Genomic DNA, 18,161 nt, shown 5'->3' with positions numbered 1-18,161 from the left:
CGCCCCGGTTCAGTCGCTGCGGGCCCGGTCAGTAACTGCGTGGAAGCCCCAGCACGTGTTCGGCAAGGTGGGAAAGGATCAGGTTCGTGCTGATCGGCGCCACCTGATAAAGCCGGGTTTCGCGCAGCTTGCGCTCCACGTCGTATTCCTCGGCAAAGCCGAAGCCGCCGTGGGTCTGCACGCAGGCGTTGCCCGCTTCCCATGAAGCATCGGCGGCCAGCATCTTGGCCATGTTCGCCTCCGCCCCCATCGGCAGGCCGGCCTCGTAAAGCCGGGCGGCCTCGCGCACCATGAGTTCGGCCGCGCGCATGTTCGCGTATGCCCTGGCAATGGGAAAGGCCACGCCCTGATTGGCACCGATGGCGCGGCCAAAGACCTGCCGCTCCTTGGCATAGTCCACCGACCGGCGCGTGAACCACTTGGCATCGCCCACGCATTCGGCCGCAATCAGCACACGCTCGGCGTTCATGCCCGACAGGATATAGCGAAAGCCCTTGCCTTCCTCGCCCAGCAGGTTGGCCGCCGGGATGCGCATGTTGTCGAAGAACACCTCGGTCGTCGCGTGGTTCATCATCGTGCGGATCGGCCGGATGGTGAGCGACTTGCCAACCACCTCGCGCATGTCCACGATGAACACCGAAAGCCCCTCGGTCTTCTTCGCGGCCTGTTCCCTGGGGGTGGTGCGCGCCAGCAGCAGCATGAGGTCGGAATGTTCGGCGCGGCTGGTCCAGATCTTCTGGCCGTTCACCACGTATTCGTCGCCCTCGCGCCGGGCGAAGGTGCGCAAGCTCGTGGTATCGGTGCCGCTCGTCGGCTCGGTCACGCCAAAGGCTTGCAGGCGCAGCGCGCCGCTTGCAATCTGCGGCAGGTAGAAGCGCTTCTGCGCTTCCGATCCGTGGCGCAGGATCGTGCCCATCGTGTACATCTGCGCGTGGCAGGCTCCGCCATTGCCGCCTTCGGCCTGAATCGTCTCAAGGATGGCTGCCGCCGCGCCAAGGCCAAGGCCCGATCCGCCGTATTCTTCGGGGATCAGCACGGAAAGGTATCCGGCCTCGGTCAGCGCCTTCACGAAGGCGGTGGGATATTCGCGGTTCCGGTCAAGCGCGCGCCAGTATTCGCCGGGAAACTGCGCGCACAGCTTGCGCACCCCTTCGCGGATTTCGCCGTGGTCCTCGCTGTCGTAAGGGGAAAGGATCATTGCGCGGCCTCGAACACGGCGGCAATGCCCTGTCCGCCGCCAATGCACATCGTCTCCAGCCCGTAGCGCCCGCCGCGCCGCTTCAGTTCGCGCGTCAGGTTGGCAAGGATGCGCCCTCCCGTCGCGCCGATGGGATGACCTAGGCTGATGCCCGATCCGTTGACGTTGAGCATTTCGTGGCGGCTGTCGTCGTCCGACCAGCCCCAGCCCTTGAGGCAGGCCAGCACCTGCGGCGCGAAGGCTTCGTTAAGCTCGATCAGGTCGATGTCCTTCCACGAAAGCCCGTTGCGCGCAAACAGGCGCTCGGTTGCGGGCACTGGGCCAAAGCCCATGCGCGATGGATCGCAGCCCGCCGCCGCCCACGAATGGAACCATGCGATCGGCTCCAGCCCCAGTTCGTCCAGCCTGTCCTCGGCCACCACAAGGCAGGCGGCAGCCGCATCGTTTTGCTGGCTGGCATTGCCTGCCGTCACCACGCCGCCTTCGATCGGGCGCAGCTTGCCCAGTGTTTCCATCGTGGCATCGGCCCGATAGCCTTCGTCATGAGCGAACATCACCGGATCGCCCTTCTTCTGCGGCACGGGAACCGGCACCAGTTCATCGTCAAACAGGCTGCCGGCCCATGCCGCCGCCGCGCGCTGGTGGCTGCGCACGGCGTAGGCGTCGCAGGCTTCGCGGCTTATGCCGAAGTCGCGCGCCAGATTCTCCGCCGTCTCGATCATGCCGGAGATCACGCCATAGCGCTCGATCGGCTGGCTCATCACGCGCCCGCGCGTCAGCCGGTCATGCAGGGTCAGGCTTCCGGCGCGTACGCCCTTGCGCACGTCGGTGGTGTAGTGCTCCACGTTCGACATGGATTCCACGCCGCCTGCCACCACCACGTCCGAAACGCCGGTCTGCACCATCATGGCCGCATTGACGATCGCCTGAAGTCCCGATCCGCAGCGCCGGTCAAGCTGATAGCCGGGCACCTCTTCGGGCAGGCCCGCCAGCAGCCACGACCAGTGCGCGATGCACGGCGCCTCGCCGCTGCCATAGCCCTGTGCAAAGACCACATCGTCCACCCGTGCCGGATCGATGCCGGTGCGTTCGATCAGCGCGTTGAGGATTACCGCGCCAAGTTCGCCCGCGGTCAACGGAGCAAGCGCGCCGCCGAACTTGCCGACTGCGGTGCGCAAGGGGGCGACGATGGCGGCTCTTCTGAGGGTCATGCTCTGTCCTTGTGTTATGGGCCGTCTGACGTGGCCACCACGCCCCGGTCGATCAGCGCAGCGATCTGCCCGGCTGAAAGGCCCAGCCGCTCGGTCAGCACTTCCTCGGTGTGTTCGCCAAGAAAGGGGGCAGGGCGCGGATCGCCCGCCGTCTGGCCGGCGATGCTGGCAAAGCTGCGCGGCGCGGGATAGGCAAAGCCACTGGGATTGGCGGGTGATGGGCCGAACAGCGGGTTGTTGGTCACAAGGTCCGGGTCCTGCGCCATGTCGTGCATCGTGCGATAACGCTCGAACGTTGCCCCCGCCCGCGTCAGGCGCGCGGCCATTTCGGCATAGTCGAACCGCTCCGCCGCGCGCTGGAACAGGGTGAACAGGCGCCGGCGATGGACAAACCGCGCGTTGTCGCTTGCCGCAAAGTCCTCGCCCAGTTCCGCCTCCAGCGCGGCCACGTCGGGGGCAAGGCCGAAGGCGTCCACCGTTGCGCGCCACTGCTTGGCCGTCAGCGCGGCGATCATGAAACGGATGCCGTCGCGACTGCGGAAATCGCGCCCGAACGCTCCCCAGATGGCATTGCCGATGCGTTCGCGGTTGGCCCCGCGATAGAGCATTTCGGGCGCCGCCCCCGCGTTGAAGGCCGTGCCGATCGCCACATCGCCCAGCGGCACGCGCACTTCGCTGCCTTCGCCGGTGGCATCGCGGTGGCGCAGCGCCGCCAGCAGCGCGAAGGCGCAATAGGCCCCGGTGATGAAATCCCACGCGGGCAGGATCTGGTTCACCGGCGGGGCACTTTCCGGGTCCCACTCTTCCGGTCCCGTCATCAGCGGATAGCCGGTGGCCGCATTGACGGTGAAGTCCATGGCCTGACGCCCGTCATGCCAGCCAAGGATGCGCACCGAAACCAGATCGGGCCGTCCCTCGGCCATGCGCGCGTGCGCCATGAAACTGTCCGGCGGCAGATTGGTGATGACCTGCCCGCAGCCGCGCGCCAGTTCCACCGCCAGTTCGCGCCCCTCGTCCGATTGCAGGTCGAGCGCGACGCTCTTCTTGGCGCGGTTCAGGTTCTCCCATGAAAGCGAGCGCCCCTCGCGCGTGGTCAACTGGCGGCGATAGTCCAGCCCGCCGCGCCGGTCGTCGATGCGGATGACCTCGGCGCCCATCTGCGCGCAATAGAGACCCGCCGTGGGCGAGGCCACGAACGAGGAGACCTCGATGATCGAAAGGCCCGACAGAAGCTGGTACATGCCCTACCAGACCGAGCCTTCGCGGGCGAACTCGCGCAGCATGTGCTTGGCGATCTGAAGCTGCATGATCTGGCTGGTGCCTTCGTAGATGCGCAGGATGCGCGCATCGCGGAAGAAGCGCTCGGCCGGATATTCGGCAAGGTATCCTGCCCCGCCGAACACCTGCACGCAGCGGTCCACCACGCGCCCGCAGGCTTCGGAGGCGAAGAGCTTGGCGGCGGCGGCCTTGCGCTGGATGTTTTCGCCGCGGTCGGCCCGCGCGCAGGCATCGGCGATCATGCACTCGGCGGCATAAAGGTCGGCTTCGCTGTCGGCCAGCATGGCCTGAATAAGCTGAAAGTTCGCGATCGGTTCGCCAAAGGCCTTGCGCTCGCTGGCATAGCGGATCGCGGTGTCGAGCGCGCGGCGCCCCATGCCCACGCCCATGCCCGCAACCGAAAGCCGCCCGTTGTCGAGGCTCTGCATCGCGATCTGGAAACCGCGCCCTTCCTCCCCGCCGACCAGCGCCGATCCGGGGACATGCACGTCTTCCATGATGACATCGGCAATGTGCGCGCCCGATTGCCCCATCTTCTTGTCGGGCTTGCCCACGGTGATGCCGGGCGTCGTCATATCCACGATGAAGGCCGAAACATGCGCGTTCTTGGGCAGCGCCTCCTTGGATGTGCGCGCCATGATGAGGCCGATCTTCGCCCAGGGGCTGTTGGTGATATAGCGCTTGGTGCCGTTCAGCCGGTATCCGTTGCCATCGCGCACGGCGGTGGTCTGCATGGCGGCGCTGTCCGATCCCGATCCCGGCTCGGTCAGGCCGAAGCAGGCGATTTCCCCGCTGGCAATGCGCGGCAGCCATTCGGCCTTCTGTTCTGGCGTGCCGAAGTTCTTGATCGCGCTTCCGGTCATGCCGATGTTGATCGAGATGGTCGAACGATAGGCAGGCGCGGCATAGCTCATCTGCTTGACCGTCTCGATATACTGGCTGATGTTCATGCCCGCCCCGCCGAACTCTTCGGGGATGGTGATGCCGAACAGGCCCATTTCGCGCATTTCGCCAAGGATTTCGTCAGGGATGCGGTCCTGCGCGATCACGTCGTCCTCGGCCGGGATCAGCCGTTCGCGCACATAGCGGCGCAACTGCTCGATGAACTGGGCGAAGATTTCGGGGTCCATGCCCGCGTTGCCGGGGTTGGCAGTGCTCATGCTGTGGTGTCCTCAGACCGGATCATAAGGGAAGACGTGCGCGGTCACTTCGTCGGCGCACGCAAAGCTGCTCTGGAAGGCGGGGATCAGTTCGGACGCAATGCTCGCGGGCGTCCAGCCTTCCAGCTTCACCATCGAGCGCGCCGGGCGAGGCTTGGAAAACAGCACGATCTCGTTCTTGCGGACCGAGAAGATCTGGTTGTTCACGTCCTTTGCCGCGTCCGATGCAAGGAACGCCACCAGCGGGGCGATCTTGTCGGCGCTCATCGCCTTCAGCCGTTCCACCCGTTCCTTCTGGGCGGGCGTTTCGGCCGGGATCGAGGCGGTCATCCGGCTCCATGCAAACGGCGCCACGCAGTTGGACCGCACACCCCAGCGCGCCATGTCGAGCGCGATGGAATGCGAAAGCGCCACAAGGCCCAGCTTTGCCGCCGAATAGTTGGCCTGCCCCACGTTGCCGATCAGGCCGCTGGTCGAGGTGAAATGGATGAAGCTGCCCGATTGCTGCTCGCGGAAATAGGGGGTTGCCGCCTTCGACACGTTGAACGCGCCGGTCAGGTTCACGTCGATGACGCTCGTCCAGTCTTCGTAGCTCATCTTGTGCCAGATCGTGTCGCGCAGGATGCCGGCATTGTTCACCACCGCGTCGATCCGCCCGAAGCGCTGGACCGCATCCTCGATGATGCTGGCCGCGCCTGACGGATCGGCCACGCTGGCAAGGTTGGCCCAGGCCCTGCCACCCGCCGCCTTGATGTCGGCCACGGTGGTCTCTGCCGGCCCGGCATCGCCGCCGTCGCCGCCCTGCGCCACGCCGGGATCGTTCACCACCACGGCCGCGCCTTCGCGCGCGCACAGCAGCGCCACTTCGCGCCCGATCCCGCGCCCCGCGCCGGTTACGGCCACGACCTTGCCTTCCAGCATCCCTGCCATCCGAATCTCCCGCAACGGTGTTCTTGACACGGGTGTTAATTGATCGATTAAATCATTTCAACCACCTGCGCCGCCAATCTGTGCCATTCGCTTCACAATTTGCGGCGATTGTGGTTTAAGTCACGCATCATTCACATTCTGATTGAACGGGAGCAGTGCAGCCATGCGGTTCAAGGGGCTCGATCTCAACCTCTTGGTCGTCTTCGATGCTCTCATGGAAACGCGCAGCGTCACGCGCACCGCCGAACGCATCGGACTGACCCAGCCTGCCACCAGCGCCGCGCTGCGCCGCCTGCGCGATTATTTCCGCGACGAGATCGTGGTGCCCGTGGGCAAGCGGATGCACCCCACGCCCTTTGCCGAAAGCCTGCATCCCCAGATCCAGCTTGCCCTGCGCGGGGTGGAACGCGCCATCACCGCGCCCACCGCGTTTGATCCCGCCACCTCCAATCGCTGTTTCCGGGTGATCGGTTCGGACTATATCATGGTGGCCGTGCTGGTGCCCCTCATGCACCGCTTCGCCACGATCGCGCCGCATCTGCGGATCGAGATTCTCCTGCCCACCGAACACAGCATCGGCGAACTGGAATCGGGCAGGGCCGATCTGCTCATCACGCCCGAACCGTTCCTTGCCGCATGGCACCCGCACGAAGTCCTGTTCGAGGAGGAACAGGTCGTTGTCGGCTGGGCGCGCAACCCTGTCTTCGCGCGCGGGCTGACCGAGGAGGATTTCCTTGCCGCGGGGCATGTGACGGTGGCTTTCGGATCGAACCGGGTTCCCGCCTTTGCCGATTCCACGCTGGCGCGCATGGGCTGTGATCGGGCCATCGAAGTCACCGTGTCCAGCTTCGCCTCCGCGCCGTGGTTCATCGCGGGCACGTCGCGCCTTGCCGTGCTGCACGAACGCCTCGTGCGCCAGATCGCCAGCCGGTTCGATCTCGCCTGGGCCAGAATGCCTTTCCCGTTCCCGAAGATGAACGAGATGATGCAGTTCCACCAGTCCCGCGCCGACGATGAAGGTCTGGCCTGGCTGCGCCAGCAGATGCGCGAGGTCGCGGCAGAAGCGGCCTGAGGCGCTCACGCGGCGGTGCTTTTCATGCTGCTGAACGCACGATAGCCTTCGGGCGAATATTTTCAGCGCACTGGGTCAAGGTGAAACGTGGCATCCACACCCATGATTTTCCGTCCCGCGCCACCCTCGTGGAACGAAATCTGGCTCGTGTTGGCAATGGCAGCCCTCGTGCTTCTGCTTCTGCTCGGAGTGGTCATTGGCCAGTCTGACAGGGCGATTACCCCCCTGGCATTGTCGGGACTGCTCCTGGCAGGGGCATTCTACCTCCCGGCCCGAAACCGCTTTCCCGGCCGTCCGACGCTCTACATCGACACAGACGGGCTACGCTATGATCGGGGCGGGAAGCAGCAGGTTCTGGCGTGGGCCGACGTGTCCGAGATTCTGAAGGATTTTACCCTTCGGACCATGACTTTCATCTCACGATCGGGCCGTGGCTCGATCAAGGTGCACGCCGACATGGTCTGCGCCGATGGCCGGAGACTGGATACGGTCTTCGACAGCTACTGGAAGCCGCGCACGTCCAGACGCTAGGTCCGGAGGCTGGCGGACGTCTCGCACAGCGCCGTTTCTGGTTCCATGATCGCCACTGTGCCTCAGGGCCGCTGTCTTCAGTGCGAAATGCGCTTTGCGCGCTTGATCGTGCCGGAAAAGGTCAGGACCGCCTCTTCGGCCCCGTTCTCCCCCGCGCGCAGCACGGTGCCGCGCGCAAAGACGAGGCTTCCGCCTGCGCGCACGCATTCCCCGCGTGCGATCAGCAGGTCTCCGGCCTGCGCCCCGCTCACGAATTCGCAGTTCAGCGTCACCGTCACGCCGCTCACCTCGTCACCGCCCGATGCCGCCACCATGAACAGCGAAAAGTCGGCAAAGGTCATGAGCGCCCCGCCGTGGACGATGCCGTGCCCGTTGAGGTTCTTCGCTTCGGGGCGAAAACCCGTCACGATCCCGCGTTCGTCGCGCTTCACGAAGAACGGGCCGGTGCCATCCTCGAACGGATCCTTGCCCGACCACTTCCACCAACCGGCCCACGGTCCTTCGCTGACCGGGACGAAACCTCCCCGGATCGGGGCTTCATGTGTCTCTGCCTTGTTCATGAGCGGCGTTTAGGCATGGCTGGCGGTGCCTGTCGAGAGGCTGGGTCCGCTCAGGCCACTTCCTGCGGCACGCTGGCCATCATCTTGGCCGCAAGGTGCCGTCCCGAAATCCACGCATTCTCCACGCGCGGTCCCAGCAGCCAGTCGCCGCAGACGCCGATCTTCGAATGCTCGCTCCACAGTGCACCCAGATTGCTGCCGGTCGACATGGCATAGCGCCAGCGGTGCGCCGCAGAGACGACCGGTTCGGGCATCAGGATGTCAAGCGCTTCGCCCAGCGAATGCAGCAGCCGCCGGGCCACGTCCTCGGCGCTGTCGTCGATGTGCTTGGCCGACCAGTGCGGGCTGGCCTGCACCACCCATGTTTCCGGTCCCTTGCGGCCGGGCTTGGCCGCGTTGCGCGCCGCCCAGCCGATGATGCCGCAATCGCGCACGGTGTCGCTTGCGCTCGGAACGCGCCCGGCAAAGGCGAACATGCCCGTCCAGCAGGGCTGCGAGCGCGCTGCCAGCGCCGTGGCGGCAAGCGAAAGGTCATGCAGCGCCACGATCGCAGCGGCCTGTTCGGGCGGAAGCGAGACCACCACCGCGTCAAACGGGCCTGCCTCTGCCCGTTCCTCCCTGGCGGTATCGCCCGTCAGGAACCAGCGCCCGTCGCGCTTCACCAGCCCTCGCACGTGCCAGCCGAAGCTCACGTCATGCTGATCGGCCATTTCCTTGACCACCGCGTTCATCGTGGGCACGCCCACCCATGCGCCGGTTCCGGCGGCGGGCCAGGGCGCGGCCACGCCGCTGGCCGACCAGCGCGCCACCTGCGCCATGAAGGCGGGGTCGCGCACGGTGAAATACTGCGCGCCGTGGTCGAAGTGCGCTTCGCCCAGCGGGGTCTGCATCCGCCGGGTGGACATGCGCCCGCCGGGGCCGCGTCCCTTGTCGAACAGCGAAACCTTGTGCCCGGAACGGACCAGCCGGGAAGCACAGGACAGACCGGCCATGCCGGCGCCCACAATGGCAACTTGCATTTTCATGGATGTTTTCGGGCGTTCAGCCACGTCCCATCAGGCTCAGCACTTCCTTGCGGCTGCTGGCGTCCTCAAGGAAGCAGCCGAGCATCCGGCTTGTCACCATGCCCACGCCGTGCGTGCGCACGCCGCGCCCGGTCATGCACCCGTGCTGCGCTTCGATGACCACGGCCACGCCCTGGGGCTGAAGGTTGTCCCAGATGCACTGCGCCACTTCGGCGGTCAGCCGTTCCTGCACCTGCAAGCGGCGGGCAAAGCCGTGCAGCACGCGGGCCAACTTGGAGATTCCCACCACGCGGTCCTTCGGCAGATAGGCGATCGAAGCCGTGCCGATGATCGGGGCCATGTGGTGTTCGCAGTGGCTCTGGAAGGGAATGTCCCGCAGCAGCACCACCTCGTCATAGCCGCCCACTTCCTCGAAGGTGCGCGAAAGGTGCAGCCCCGGATCCTCGGCATAGCCGGCGCAGTATTCGCGCCATGCCCGCGCCACCCGCTTGGGCGTGTCGAGCAGGCCCTCGCGTTCGGGCACGTCGCCCGCCCAGCGGATCAGCGTGCGGATTGCATCTTCCACTTCGGCGGGGACCACCAGCTTGCCGTCCGCGCCGATCACGTCGGCCATTCCCGTCTGCGCGGCGATGGATGGAGAATAGACGTTCATCGGCGGCTGCGCTCCGGATTGCGGCGTTTCGGGATGGTCCCCGGATGCGCCGCACGCCCCTTGCAAACAACACGGACCAAAGGGCACGGGCTGGAAATCGCGCGCAGATCGCCTATATATGCCCCATGTCCATAGCCGAGATGATCGCTTCCAGCCCGACGGCCGCCGTCATCAGCAATCCGCGCCTGCCGGACAACCCGATCATTGCCTGCAACGATGCCTTCGTGGAACTGACCGGCTACAGCCGCGAGGAGATCATCGGTCGCAACTGCCGCTTCCTGCGCGGTTCGGGCACCGAGGATGACAAGGCGCGCATCCTGCGCGACGGCATCTGGCGCAAGCAGCCCGTCATGGTCGAGATCATCAATTACAAGAAGGACGGCACCCGCTTCCGCAACGCGGTCATGGTGGCGCCTATCTTCGATGCCAATGGCGAGGTCGAATATTTCCTCGGCTCGCAGGTGGAAATCGCCGAGGAGCAGGGGCAGGCCAACGATGTGCGGCGCAGCGATGCGGCCGAACGCGTCGAACGGCTGAGCCGCCGCCAGAAGGAAATCCTGGTGCTCATGGCTGCGGGCAAGCTCAACAAGCAGATTGCCTACGAGCTGGGGCTGAGCGAACGGACGGTCAAGATGCACCGGTCTGCCGTGCTCAAGGGCCTCGATGTGAAGACCAGTGCCGACGCCATCCGAGTGGCCATCGAAGCCGGTTTCTGACGCCCGGTCAGATTTTTCGCTTTAATCCTGCGCACACCCCGGTCGGCCGGGCGGCGGGTGCAATTCCGCCCGGCCTTCCGGGGAAGCGTTCACTGTGCCGCTTCAAGCATGGCGCTTTCCTGTGGCGCATCAGCTTCATCCGGCGCAGCGGTAATCTGCAAGTCGTCGATCGCGGCGCCCAGCATGCTCAGCGTGGCATCCACCGCCATGAGGCCGTTCTGCGTCAGCCGCACGAAGGTGCGCCGTCCGTCGCGCCCGTCGTCCTCGCGCTCCACAAGGCCGCGCGCTTCAAGGATGCGTAGCCAGCGCAGCGCGGTCGTCGGCGGCACATGCGCACCGATGCAGGCACTGGTGGTCGGCACGCGCCGCTCCTCGCGCTCGGCGATGTAGAGGTCAAGCAGGATGTCCCAGGTCGGCTCGCCGAACAGGTCGGCAGGCAGGAACTTGTGGCGGCGTCGGCGGCAGGCATAGACCGCGCGGGCAATCGCGGTGTGCCGCGCGATGCTCTGCGGATTAAGCGCCGTGATGGCGGGCACCGGCTGGAGCGAACGGGCGATGCTGCGGCGACCGGCCAGCTGCACCGGGTTGCTTCCAGACGCGGCGCGCATGGAACGAACGGTCATGATCGTGCTCCCCTGAAGGCAGGCCCGCAACCTTTGCATCGGGCCTGAAAGGATGTTTCGGTTCTGACAGAGGCGCGCTTCCGGGGCGGGGGTGATGCTTGCCGCAACCCTCCCCAGGGCTGCGGCAAACCCGCGCCGGTTGCCCGCATCTGTCCTTCGGTATGATGTGGTGCTGGTTGCCGCCGTCGCCTCAGGCGAGACGCCAGCCGCGATAACGGCCAATCCGCTCCTCGCGCCGCATGTGCGCCCAGGTTCCCGCAAACAGGGCCATGGCCTGAATCGCGATCGGCAACTGGGTCATCGCGAAGTAGCCGAAACGGACCAGCGACAGATCGATGATCTTGGCCAGATGGCCCAGAACCACGATGATCTGCGCCGCGCTCACCAGCATCGGCCAGCCACGGTTGGCGCGCAGCGCCACCCACAGCAGAGCCAGAGCGCCCCACCCGTCGATCACGAGATGGCCGGGGTTCACCACGAAGAACTCGGTGAAGCCGAACATGGCGTGGTTGAGGATGTCGAGCACGATGGTTGCAATCAGGATTGCCGCCACCAGCCTCTCCGGCTCATCCCCTTTGCGCAGGGCAAAAGCCAGAATTGCTGCTGTCAGGATCCGCAAGGCCCAGATCACCGTCATTGGCCGAACTCCGGCATCGCGGGATCGCCGGTCCCGCGATGCGTCGGTCGCGTCTGGCCATGGCGCTGATCGCTCATGCGCTGATGGCTCATGCAATGTCCGGTTTTGGCGTGCATTGTCCCTGCCACGCTGTCAGGCGGCACGGACCATGCCAGCGGGACGGGCCGCGTCGGCGCTCCCATCGTCAAGCGAGCCCGCCGCGGGGCAATCGTCAACCAGTCCTGAGCGCACTTCCTGGCCCACGGCCAGCAGCTTTCCGTGCACCCGCGCCAGTTCGCCGCTTGCTTCCAGCACGGCCTTCTGGCTTGCCGCAAGGCGAAGCAGGGCTTCCTGGCCGGTGAACGGGCCAACCGCGGTTTCGCGCCGGGCGCGCACCATCGTTGCCAGCAGATTGGCCTGCCGGATCAGGGCTTCGTCCAGCGCCGCTTCGGCGTCGTGCAGATCGCGGGTGATGCGCAGACCGTGCACGGTCATGGCATTGGCCTGCGTCTTGCCGGACAAGGCATCCTTGCCGTTCGCGGCGGCGGAAAAATCGGTCACGTTGGTCATCTTCATTGTCGCTCCCACCCGTGCGCCTCATCGGCGCACCGGCCCCTGTTCAAAGGGATGGCAGTGCCCCCGCACCGGTCATCCCGTTCCTGACAGAAGATGCCTCAGGGCCGGCCGGCTGGCCGTCAGCCGTCGAGCAGGGTTCCCAGCTGTGCAAACATGCTCAGCCCCCTCAGCACGATCAGGATCAGGAACACCGTCAGGCCGCCGATGAAGCTGAGCCTGACGAGCGTGCCATTCGGCCCGTCGAACATCTCCGGGAGGACACGGTAATCCGCGATGCCATCATTCCGGTCCGCCTTGCCTTGCCCTTCGCGGAGGAAGGCGGGCATGTCGGAGATCAGGCTTGCAGCCGTTCCGGTCTGTGTCGGGGATGGTTGCTGCACCCCTTCCGGTTGGTCTGCCGCGACTGCCGTGTCGTCCTGCTTTGCATCATCGCGGGGCAGGGGCGGAAAGCCGATATGGGATATTTCATATACGGGTTGTTCGTATGTCTCGACGAGCCGCCGGTAGGCTTGCGCCACCTCGCCGCGCGTCGCCACGCCCAGCTTGGCGCGGGCCAGCATGATGCGCTGGTCCACCGTATGGGGCGATATGCCCAGCAGGCGCGATATCTCTTTCGAGGTTTTGTGCTGGATCAGCAGGTCCAGCACCTCGCGCTGTTTTGCGGTCAGCTCCACCAGAGGATTGTCGAACACGTCGCCGGCTACGGTCATCTTTTTTGCAACACCCAGAAAGGCCCGTTTCGGGTTGATAAAGGTAAACACCCGGTCTCGCGATTGTGCCGCAAAACCGCGCGGGTTCCAATGGCTGTCTGTTAACGCGAATGCCGATTCCAACGGCATTTTCCTTAACCAAAGTCAAAAGAGGTGCGAACGCCGGTTTATGGGCAAGCCCGATTTTCTGGTGCATAGCCGGAACTTGCCCTGCGCGCTGAGTGCGCGCCGTTACGAATCGAGAGAGCTGCACTTTGCAGGATAACGCGACCAGAAAGCGCAACACCGGCCTCGCGGTTGCGGCTGCGCGTCTGGTTCTCGCCCTGGCCTTTTGGGGCGTTCTCATCGCCGAACCGTCTCTGCCGTTCCGCGGCTTCGGCTATGGCTACGGTGCGCCGGTGCTGGCAGCCTATCTTGGCTGGGCGCTGCTGCTGCTGGCTGTCGCGCGCTACAGCTGGTGGTATGACCATCGTCTCGCGCCAGTGGCGCAGGCGGTCGACATGCTGGTGCTGCTGGCTTCGGTCTATCTCACCGAAACTCCCGTCAGCGAGTTTCAGACACCGTTCCTCGCCTTTGCGGCCTTCCTGCTCATTTCCTCGATGGTCCGCTGGAACTGGCGTGTGACGGCGCTCACGGCTGCGGCGCTGCTCGTCATCAATCTCGCCGTCGGCCTCACGCTCTACCAGTTCGGCTATCAGATCGACCTGCTGCGCTTTGGCCGTCGCGTCATCTATATCGTGCTTCTCGCCTCCATGCTCCTGTGGCTCAGCACGGCGCGCGGCACCGGGCGCGCGGTAAGCCTGCCCGAAGCGCCGGGCGTTCCCGGAGAGCGGCGCGACAGCGTGATCGATCCCGCGCTCGCCGCGGCTGCCAGCGCGCTCGGTGCCTGGCGGGTGGCGCTCGCCCTTGCCAGCAGCGAGGAGCCGTGGATCGAACTGCGCATCTTCGGCCCCAACGGGATCGACGTGCAACGGCTCATGCCTGATGGCATGGCCGAAGAACTTCTCAACCCCGGCTCGCCTGCCTTGTTCAGCACCCGGCGTCAGCGCCAGTTGCGTCTTTCGGGCGAAGGCGGACTGTGCTTTGCGCGCTCTGGTCCGGTGTCCTCGCTCCTGCTCGACCGGCTCGGCATCGACGAGGGGCTGGTGGCCCCGGTGCGCAGCGTCATGGGGTCGGGCCAGCTTGTCGCCTGGGCCATCGATGGTCCCTGCCGCGATGACATTGCCCTGCTCACCGCGATCGGACAGGAACTGGGCCTTGCGCTCGACCGCGAGGAAACCGCCCGCCTCTCGCGCGTTTCGGCCGCCGATGCGGTGCGTCAGGCGCTTGCCCGCGATCTTCACGACAGCCTTGCCCAGTTCCTTGCGGGCACCCTGTTCCGGCTTGAGGCGCTGCGCCGCTGGATCAGCGAAGGTAACGATCCCGAACCCGAAATCGCCGCCATCAAGAACGCGCTGCGGCAAGAGCAGAGCCAGCTTCGCCAGCTTATCGATCGGCTGCGCCGGGGCGAGGACGGCGAGCGCGAGACCGATCTCGTGGCCGAACTCAGCGATCTGCTCGTCCAGACCGGGGCGCACTGGCACATCCGGACCCGTCTCGATGCGCCAGACCATCCGCTCCTGCTGCCCCTGCACATCGCCCATGAAGTGCGCCAGCTCGTGCGTGAAGGCGTTGCCAATGCCGCCCGCCATGGACAGTGCAGCGCGGTCGAGATCGGGCTTGCCAGCAGGGACGGCACCTTGCACCTTACCATCAGCGATGACGGCGGCGGGTTTGCCAGTGTCGACGGGATGGCCCCGCGGCCCCGGTCGATTGCCGAACGCGTCGCCGCGCTTGGCGGCAGTTTCGAATTGCAGGACACCGCGCAAGGCGCATGTCTCGTGATCGCACTTCCAACCGGAGAACAGGCATGATTCCCGTCCTTGTTGCAGATGATCATGGCTTTATCCGCGCCGGGGTCGAAGCGGTGCTGCGCGGCAGCCCTTTCACCGTCGTGGCAGGGGCGGCAAGCGGCGCGGAAACGCTCGATGCGGTGCGGACGCATGATCCGGCCATTGTCCTGCTCGATATCAACATGCCCGGCATGAACGGGGTCGAAGTGCTCGAAGCCCTGCGGGCGCGCGGCGATGACCGGCCGGTCGTGCTGCTCACCGCGGGCATCAACGATCGCCAGCTCATGGCGGTCATGCGGGCGGGGGTGCAGGGCATCGTCTCCAAGGACGGGGCCGAAGATGGCCTCGTCGATGTGCTGTCGCGGGTCCATGCCGGTCACAAGGCGATTGAACCCGCCATCCTGCAACGCGCGCTCGATCTGTCGCTCCGGCCATCGGGCGAGGGGCCGCTGGGCAAGCTCAACCCGCGCGAGCGCGAAATCGCCGCGCTCGTCGCGCGCGGGATGCGCAACCGCGATATCGGCGCCCAGCTCGGCATCGGAGAAGGCACCGTGAAGGTCTATCTCCACACCATGTATCAGAAGCTCGGCATCGAGAACCGGACCGAACTTGCCCTGCTTGCGGTGAACGATCAGCCCGCCTGAAGCAGCAGGCTGGCGGCGGCCGTATTGCTGATCGGGATGTGGTAGTTGCGGCTCACCTCGGTCATGGGCGTATCGCCCATCGCCCCGCGCGCGGCGATCCAGTTCAGGATCTCCACCCCCTGCGTCCCCGCCAGCTCTGCCACCTCTTCGGCCGAATGGCCGGTCAGCGCTTCGGGATTGGCGGCAAGGTTATCAAGGCAGAACAGGTCGTATTCCGGGTTCATGAATCCTGCGCGCGGCCCGTCAAGCTGGTGCGAAAGGCCGCCCGTGCCACAGATCAGGATGCGCTCGTCGCCGCCCCAGCTCATCAGCGCGCGGTGCACCGCCCGTCCCAGCGCAAGGCACCGCTTCGGGCTGGGCAGGGGATACTGCACCGTGTTGATGGAGATCGGCACCAGCTTCACCGGCCAGGCTTCCACGCCCGGCCACACCAGTTCGAACGGGATCGACACGGCATGATCCACCAGCATCTTCTGGCACGTGGTGATGTCGAACTCGTCGCGCACCAGCGCATCGATCAGGTGCCACGAAAGCGCGGGGTGCCCCTCGAAGCTCTTGTAAACCGGCAGACCCCAGCCCTCGTCGGCATTGTCATACTGTGGCGCGGCGCCCACCGCGAAGGTCGGCATCTTGTCGAGGAAGAAGTTCAGCCCGTGGTCGTTGGAAAATACCACCGCCACATCGGGCCTCTCCTTGGCCAGCCATGCGCGGATCGGCGGAAACCCGTCGAAGAAGGGCTTCCAGTAGGGCGTTTCCTGATCGCCGCGCACGATCGCCCCGCCGATGCCCGGCACGTGGCTGGTGAAATAGCCGCCGATGATCTTTGCCATCACACCGCCTCCCGCACTCTGGCACCCTGTGGGATCGCCTCGGCCTGACGCACCAGCATCGCCTTGAACGCGTCAACCGACATGCCCGTCTGCAGCGCGCCCAGGTCCTGCACGCCCAGTCCGAAGATCCCGGCCAGCTTGGCCAGATAATAGACGTTTCCGCCCGCCTCCAGCATTGCCAGCACATCGCGCCGCGCCACCGCATCGCGCTGCTCTTCGGTCAGGCCGAACTTCGCGCAGTATGCTTCCTCGTCCGCCAGAAACGCCTTGCGGTTGGCTTCCTCGTTGAAGGAAAAGCACATGGCGTTCAGCGCATAGCCGCGCCTTGCCAGATCGCCATCGAACAGCGGTATCGCCTTGCGCCGCGCATTGTCGTCGCGAACCGGATCACTCGTCATCGAATCGCCCTCCCACAACAGGCTTGATGACGGCAATTGATATGCAACACATACAATCCCGCCTTGACCCAGATCAAGGCAGTGCCGGCATGTGCGCCCCTGCCATCGGTCATGGGCTTGCGGCACCGGCCGACCGCGTTCGATGAAACGAACGGTTGCACCCGCCATAGGTAACGTAACGGAATATCTCCGCCCCCGGCCCGGCGGTAAACACAGGCGCCATGCCGCTCTCCAACGCCGAACGCCAGCGCCGCTATCGCCAGCGCCTCAGGGCGAAGGCGGCCGGTGCCAACGTGGTCGAACAGGTGCGCCTTGCGGTAGAGCGGGCCGTCCACGCCCTCTGGGCCTATCACGAAAGGCCGGGGCCGGGCGGCGTCCTGTGGTCGAATATCGATGGCTGCCACACGCTCGATCAATACCGGTCAGAACTTGAACGCTCCCCCGCCAATCTCATCCAGGCCTGCCGCGCCTTCCTCCCCGGCTTCGAAGGGCTGACTCCGGCCGAGGCGCGCATCATCGCCGATGTGATCGAGATCGCCGATGCCCTGCGGCTGGCCGCGCCCACGCCCATCCACATCCCCGAAGTCGACTGACCGGCCCTCGCCGCGCGCACGCTCGCGCAGCATGGCATCGCGCATGTCCAGCAACCGGGCGCGCAAGGATCGGCGCACCTCGTCCGCCTGGGCCTCGCGTTCGGCTTGCCACTGCGCCAGCCATTCGGCCCGCAGGCTTTCATAGATGGCATGGCCCGGCCGCAGATCGGCAAGCCGCACGGCGCCGAATTTTTCCGGCCGCCGCGCGCGCAGCAGGAACATCAGCAGCGCCGTGTTGTGGTGCGTCCACGTCCCCACCACCTGCCCGCCCGAAACGATGGGCCGCTCCTCCCCGGCAATCGCCCGCTCCAGCGCACAATCCTCCAGCCGTGAATAGCCCCGCTCCACCGCCGCATCCCACGCCCGCGCAAAATCCTCGGCCCCCGCCCGATGGCGCAATTTGTAAAGCGCCTCCATCGAAGCCCCGATGCTCCGCGCCGCATGGCTGACAATCCCCGTCGCCGCCAGCACGGCAATGAAGCGCCGCTGCTTGTCGGGCGTGATCGAATTGCGCCGCGGCGCCACATGCACATAGGGCGCAAAGTCCAGCAGCGAATCGTCCACGTCATCCACGCGCCGCACCCGCGAAGTCCGCTGCCGTGCCACATGCCCGGCCGGGCTGTCCCCGCCACGCGCTTTCCGCTCGATCTCATCCATACTCCAGATTAACCCATACGGTTAAATGTAGGAAAGCGGAAACTGCCAACGGAAAAGAGCGAAGGAAAAAAGGCGAGGGCCATCGCCCTGGCATGCCCCGGAATCGGGCATGATGGACAAGTTTCGACCACTGTGCGCCGTTCCGAGGCGGTGGCAGGAATGTCGCGTTACGCTAACCCCGGCAGTCCCTTGCTCCATGCTCCGTTGATCAACGGCCCGCGGTAAATGAACGGCTTGATAAATTCGCAGTCCGGACCCGGCTGGACACTTCTGGAAGTGTCGGCGAGCA

Annotated in this window: 20 protein-coding genes; 5 read left to right on the top strand and 15 right to left on the bottom strand. The window is 65.6% G+C overall.

The genetic code is table 11. From position 1 onward, the window contains the following. Positions 1–28: 28 nt before the first annotated feature. Genes DKM43_RS16110 through DKM43_RS16090 form a run of 5 tightly spaced genes read right to left on the bottom strand, consistent with a single transcriptional unit; the run spans position 29 to position 5,777 of the window. On the bottom strand, positions 29–1,198 hold the full coding sequence (locus tag DKM43_RS16110) for an acyl-CoA dehydrogenase family protein (protein WP_201739896.1): 1,170 nt from the start codon (positions 1,196–1,198) through the stop codon (positions 29–31). Next, positions 1,195–2,409 (bottom strand): acetyl-CoA C-acetyltransferase, encoded by a 1,215-nt coding sequence (locus tag DKM43_RS16105; protein WP_109799503.1) that lies wholly within the window; start codon positions 2,407–2,409, stop codon positions 1,195–1,197. The genes DKM43_RS16110 and DKM43_RS16105 overlap by 4 nt, the downstream gene beginning before the upstream one ends. 14 nt (positions 2,410–2,423) lie before the next feature. Further along, positions 2,424–3,650 (bottom strand): CoA transferase, encoded by a 1,227-nt coding sequence (locus tag DKM43_RS16100; protein ID WP_109799502.1) that lies wholly within the window; start codon positions 3,648–3,650, stop codon positions 2,424–2,426. Between the two features lie 3 nt (positions 3,651–3,653). Beyond that, on the bottom strand, positions 3,654–4,847 hold the full coding sequence (locus DKM43_RS16095) for an acyl-CoA dehydrogenase family protein (RefSeq protein ID WP_109799501.1): 1,194 nt from the start codon (positions 4,845–4,847) through the stop codon (positions 3,654–3,656). A gap of 12 nt (positions 4,848–4,859) precedes the next feature. Beyond that, on the bottom strand, positions 4,860–5,777 hold the full coding sequence (locus DKM43_RS16090; RefSeq protein ID WP_109799500.1) for an SDR family NAD(P)-dependent oxidoreductase: 918 nt from the start codon (positions 5,775–5,777) through the stop codon (positions 4,860–4,862). 163 nt (positions 5,778–5,940) lie between these two features. On the opposite strand from DKM43_RS16090, the gene DKM43_RS16085 reads away from it, so the two are divergent. Together DKM43_RS16085 and DKM43_RS16080 are read left to right on the top strand one after the other, a co-directional pair. Then, positions 5,941–6,849 carry a LysR family transcriptional regulator gene (locus DKM43_RS16085; RefSeq protein ID WP_109799499.1) on the top strand — a complete coding sequence of 303 codons (909 nt, stop codon included), beginning with the start codon at positions 5,941–5,943 and terminating at the stop codon, positions 6,847–6,849. A 102-nt stretch (positions 6,850–6,951) separates the two neighbouring features. Next, positions 6,952–7,380, top strand: a complete 429-nt coding sequence (locus DKM43_RS16080) for a hypothetical protein (RefSeq protein ID WP_145960542.1) — start codon at positions 6,952–6,954, stop codon at positions 7,378–7,380. 77 nt (positions 7,381–7,457) lie between these two features. Here the strand turns inward: DKM43_RS16080 and DKM43_RS16075 are convergent, their stop codons facing one another. The 3 genes from DKM43_RS16075 to folE are packed head-to-tail and all read right to left on the bottom strand — an operon-like array spanning position 7,458 to position 9,578. Then, entirely contained in the window at positions 7,458–7,940 is a 483-nt protein-coding gene (locus DKM43_RS16075) for a PaaI family thioesterase (protein WP_109799497.1), read from the bottom strand. Positions 7,941–7,990: 50 nt separating this feature from the next. Further along, positions 7,991–8,959: an NAD(P)/FAD-dependent oxidoreductase gene (locus DKM43_RS16070; protein WP_109799496.1), complete on the bottom strand. Its 969-nt coding sequence runs from the start codon at positions 8,957–8,959 to the stop codon at positions 7,991–7,993. Positions 8,960–8,981: 22 nt separating this feature from the next. Beyond that, the gene (gene folE, locus DKM43_RS16065; RefSeq protein ID WP_109799564.1) at positions 8,982–9,578 is read right to left on the bottom strand and encodes a GTP cyclohydrolase I FolE; all 597 of its coding nucleotides are present in this window, start codon (positions 9,576–9,578) and stop codon (positions 8,982–8,984) included. Between the two features lie 164 nt (positions 9,579–9,742). Between folE and DKM43_RS16060 the strand changes: the two genes are divergently transcribed. Further along, positions 9,743–10,333 (top strand): PAS domain-containing protein, encoded by a 591-nt coding sequence (locus DKM43_RS16060; RefSeq protein ID WP_201739895.1) that lies wholly within the window; start codon positions 9,743–9,745, stop codon positions 10,331–10,333. Between the two features lie 89 nt (positions 10,334–10,422). Here the strand turns inward: DKM43_RS16060 and DKM43_RS16055 are convergent, their stop codons facing one another. From DKM43_RS16055 to DKM43_RS16040, 4 genes are all read right to left on the bottom strand, one after another. Then, entirely contained in the window at positions 10,423–10,956 is a 534-nt protein-coding gene (locus tag DKM43_RS16055) for a winged helix DNA-binding protein (RefSeq protein WP_109799495.1), read from the bottom strand. A 190-nt stretch (positions 10,957–11,146) separates the two neighbouring features. Continuing rightward, complete coding sequence (locus tag DKM43_RS16050; protein WP_109799494.1) at positions 11,147–11,593, bottom strand: hypothetical protein; 447 nt, start codon at positions 11,591–11,593, stop codon at positions 11,147–11,149. A gap of 132 nt (positions 11,594–11,725) precedes the next feature. Next, positions 11,726–12,148: a hypothetical protein gene (locus tag DKM43_RS16045; RefSeq protein ID WP_109799493.1), complete on the bottom strand. Its 423-nt coding sequence runs from the start codon at positions 12,146–12,148 to the stop codon at positions 11,726–11,728. Between the two features lie 119 nt (positions 12,149–12,267). Further along, entirely contained in the window at positions 12,268–12,981 is a 714-nt protein-coding gene (locus DKM43_RS16040; protein ID WP_236632628.1) for a helix-turn-helix transcriptional regulator, read from the bottom strand. A 131-nt stretch (positions 12,982–13,112) separates the two neighbouring features. Here DKM43_RS16040 and DKM43_RS16035 point away from each other — a divergent pair, with 131 nt between their 5' ends. Both DKM43_RS16035 and DKM43_RS16030 read left to right on the top strand, forming a co-directional pair. Beyond that, positions 13,113–14,771 (top strand): sensor histidine kinase, encoded by a 1,659-nt coding sequence (locus DKM43_RS16035; RefSeq protein WP_109799491.1) that lies wholly within the window; start codon positions 13,113–13,115, stop codon positions 14,769–14,771. Beyond that, positions 14,768–15,394, top strand: a complete 627-nt coding sequence (locus tag DKM43_RS16030; protein WP_109799490.1) for a response regulator — start codon at positions 14,768–14,770, stop codon at positions 15,392–15,394. Before DKM43_RS16035 ends, DKM43_RS16030 begins: the two co-directional genes overlap by 4 nt. Here DKM43_RS16030 and DKM43_RS16025 read toward each other — a convergent pair. The 3 genes from DKM43_RS16025 to DKM43_RS16540 all read right to left on the bottom strand — a co-directional run bounded on the left by DKM43_RS16025 (position 15,382) and on the right by DKM43_RS16540 (position 17,872). Then, positions 15,382–16,224, bottom strand: coding sequence for a class III extradiol dioxygenase family protein (locus DKM43_RS16025; RefSeq protein WP_109799489.1), 843 nt, complete (start codon positions 16,222–16,224; stop codon positions 15,382–15,384). The genes DKM43_RS16030 and DKM43_RS16025 overlap by 13 nt on opposite strands. After that, positions 16,224–16,622: a protocatechuate 4,5-dioxygenase subunit alpha gene (locus DKM43_RS16020; RefSeq protein WP_109799562.1), complete on the bottom strand. Its 399-nt coding sequence runs from the start codon at positions 16,620–16,622 to the stop codon at positions 16,224–16,226. The genes DKM43_RS16025 and DKM43_RS16020 overlap by 1 nt, the downstream gene beginning before the upstream one ends. Positions 16,623–17,044: 422 nt before the next feature. After that, on the bottom strand, positions 17,045–17,872 hold the full coding sequence (locus DKM43_RS16540; RefSeq protein WP_161554108.1) for a hypothetical protein: 828 nt from the start codon (positions 17,870–17,872) through the stop codon (positions 17,045–17,047). Between the last annotated feature and the right edge of the window lie 289 nt (positions 17,873–18,161).

This window comes from Novosphingobium meiothermophilum (assembly GCF_003171715.1).
Taxonomy (GTDB): Bacteria; Pseudomonadota; Alphaproteobacteria; order Sphingomonadales; family Sphingomonadaceae; genus Novosphingobium; species Novosphingobium meiothermophilum.
Note: the sequence above shows the minus strand (reverse complement) of the source record. Positions and strands in the feature narration are given on the sequence as shown.

What these genes read in the sequence shown, in the direction of transcription:
- DKM43_RS16025 (WP_109799489.1), bottom strand. Translation starts at nt 16,224, where the DNA reads ATGGCAAAGATCATCGGCGGCTATTTCACCAGCCACGTGCCGGGCATC.
- DKM43_RS16095 (WP_109799501.1), bottom strand. Translation starts at nt 4,847, where the DNA reads ATGAGCACTGCCAACCCCGGCAACGCGGGCATGGACCCCGAAATCTTC.
- DKM43_RS16020 (WP_109799562.1), bottom strand. Translation starts at nt 16,622, where the DNA reads ATGACGAGTGATCCGGTTCGCGACGACAATGCGCGGCGCAAGGCGATA.
- DKM43_RS16050 (WP_109799494.1), bottom strand. Translation starts at nt 11,593, where the DNA reads ATGACGGTGATCTGGGCCTTGCGGATCCTGACAGCAGCAATTCTGGCT.
- DKM43_RS16070 (WP_109799496.1), bottom strand. Translation starts at nt 8,959, where the DNA reads ATGCAAGTTGCCATTGTGGGCGCCGGCATGGCCGGTCTGTCCTGTGCT.
- DKM43_RS16080 (WP_145960542.1), top strand. Translation starts at nt 6,952, where the DNA reads ATGATTTTCCGTCCCGCGCCACCCTCGTGGAACGAAATCTGGCTCGTG.
- DKM43_RS16045 (WP_109799493.1), bottom strand. Translation starts at nt 12,148, where the DNA reads ATGAAGATGACCAACGTGACCGATTTTTCCGCCGCCGCGAACGGCAAG.
- DKM43_RS16105 (WP_109799503.1), bottom strand. Translation starts at nt 2,409, where the DNA reads ATGACCCTCAGAAGAGCCGCCATCGTCGCCCCCTTGCGCACCGCAGTC.
- DKM43_RS16090 (WP_109799500.1), bottom strand. Translation starts at nt 5,777, where the DNA reads ATGGCAGGGATGCTGGAAGGCAAGGTCGTGGCCGTAACCGGCGCGGGG.
- DKM43_RS16110 (WP_201739896.1), bottom strand. Translation starts at nt 1,198, where the DNA reads ATGATCCTTTCCCCTTACGACAGCGAGGACCACGGCGAAATCCGCGAA.
- DKM43_RS16540 (WP_161554108.1), bottom strand. Translation starts at nt 17,872, where the DNA reads ATGGATGAGATCGAGCGGAAAGCGCGTGGCGGGGACAGCCCGGCCGGG.
- DKM43_RS16075 (WP_109799497.1), bottom strand. Translation starts at nt 7,940, where the DNA reads ATGAACAAGGCAGAGACACATGAAGCCCCGATCCGGGGAGGTTTCGTC.
- DKM43_RS16085 (WP_109799499.1), top strand. Translation starts at nt 5,941, where the DNA reads ATGCGGTTCAAGGGGCTCGATCTCAACCTCTTGGTCGTCTTCGATGCT.
- folE (WP_109799564.1), bottom strand. Translation starts at nt 9,578, where the DNA reads ATGGCCGACGTGATCGGCGCGGACGGCAAGCTGGTGGTCCCCGCCGAA.
- DKM43_RS16030 (WP_109799490.1), top strand. Translation starts at nt 14,768, where the DNA reads ATGATTCCCGTCCTTGTTGCAGATGATCATGGCTTTATCCGCGCCGGG.
- DKM43_RS16100 (WP_109799502.1), bottom strand. Translation starts at nt 3,650, where the DNA reads ATGTACCAGCTTCTGTCGGGCCTTTCGATCATCGAGGTCTCCTCGTTC.
- DKM43_RS16060 (WP_201739895.1), top strand. Translation starts at nt 9,743, where the DNA reads ATGTCCATAGCCGAGATGATCGCTTCCAGCCCGACGGCCGCCGTCATC.
- DKM43_RS16055 (WP_109799495.1), bottom strand. Translation starts at nt 10,956, where the DNA reads ATGACCGTTCGTTCCATGCGCGCCGCGTCTGGAAGCAACCCGGTGCAG.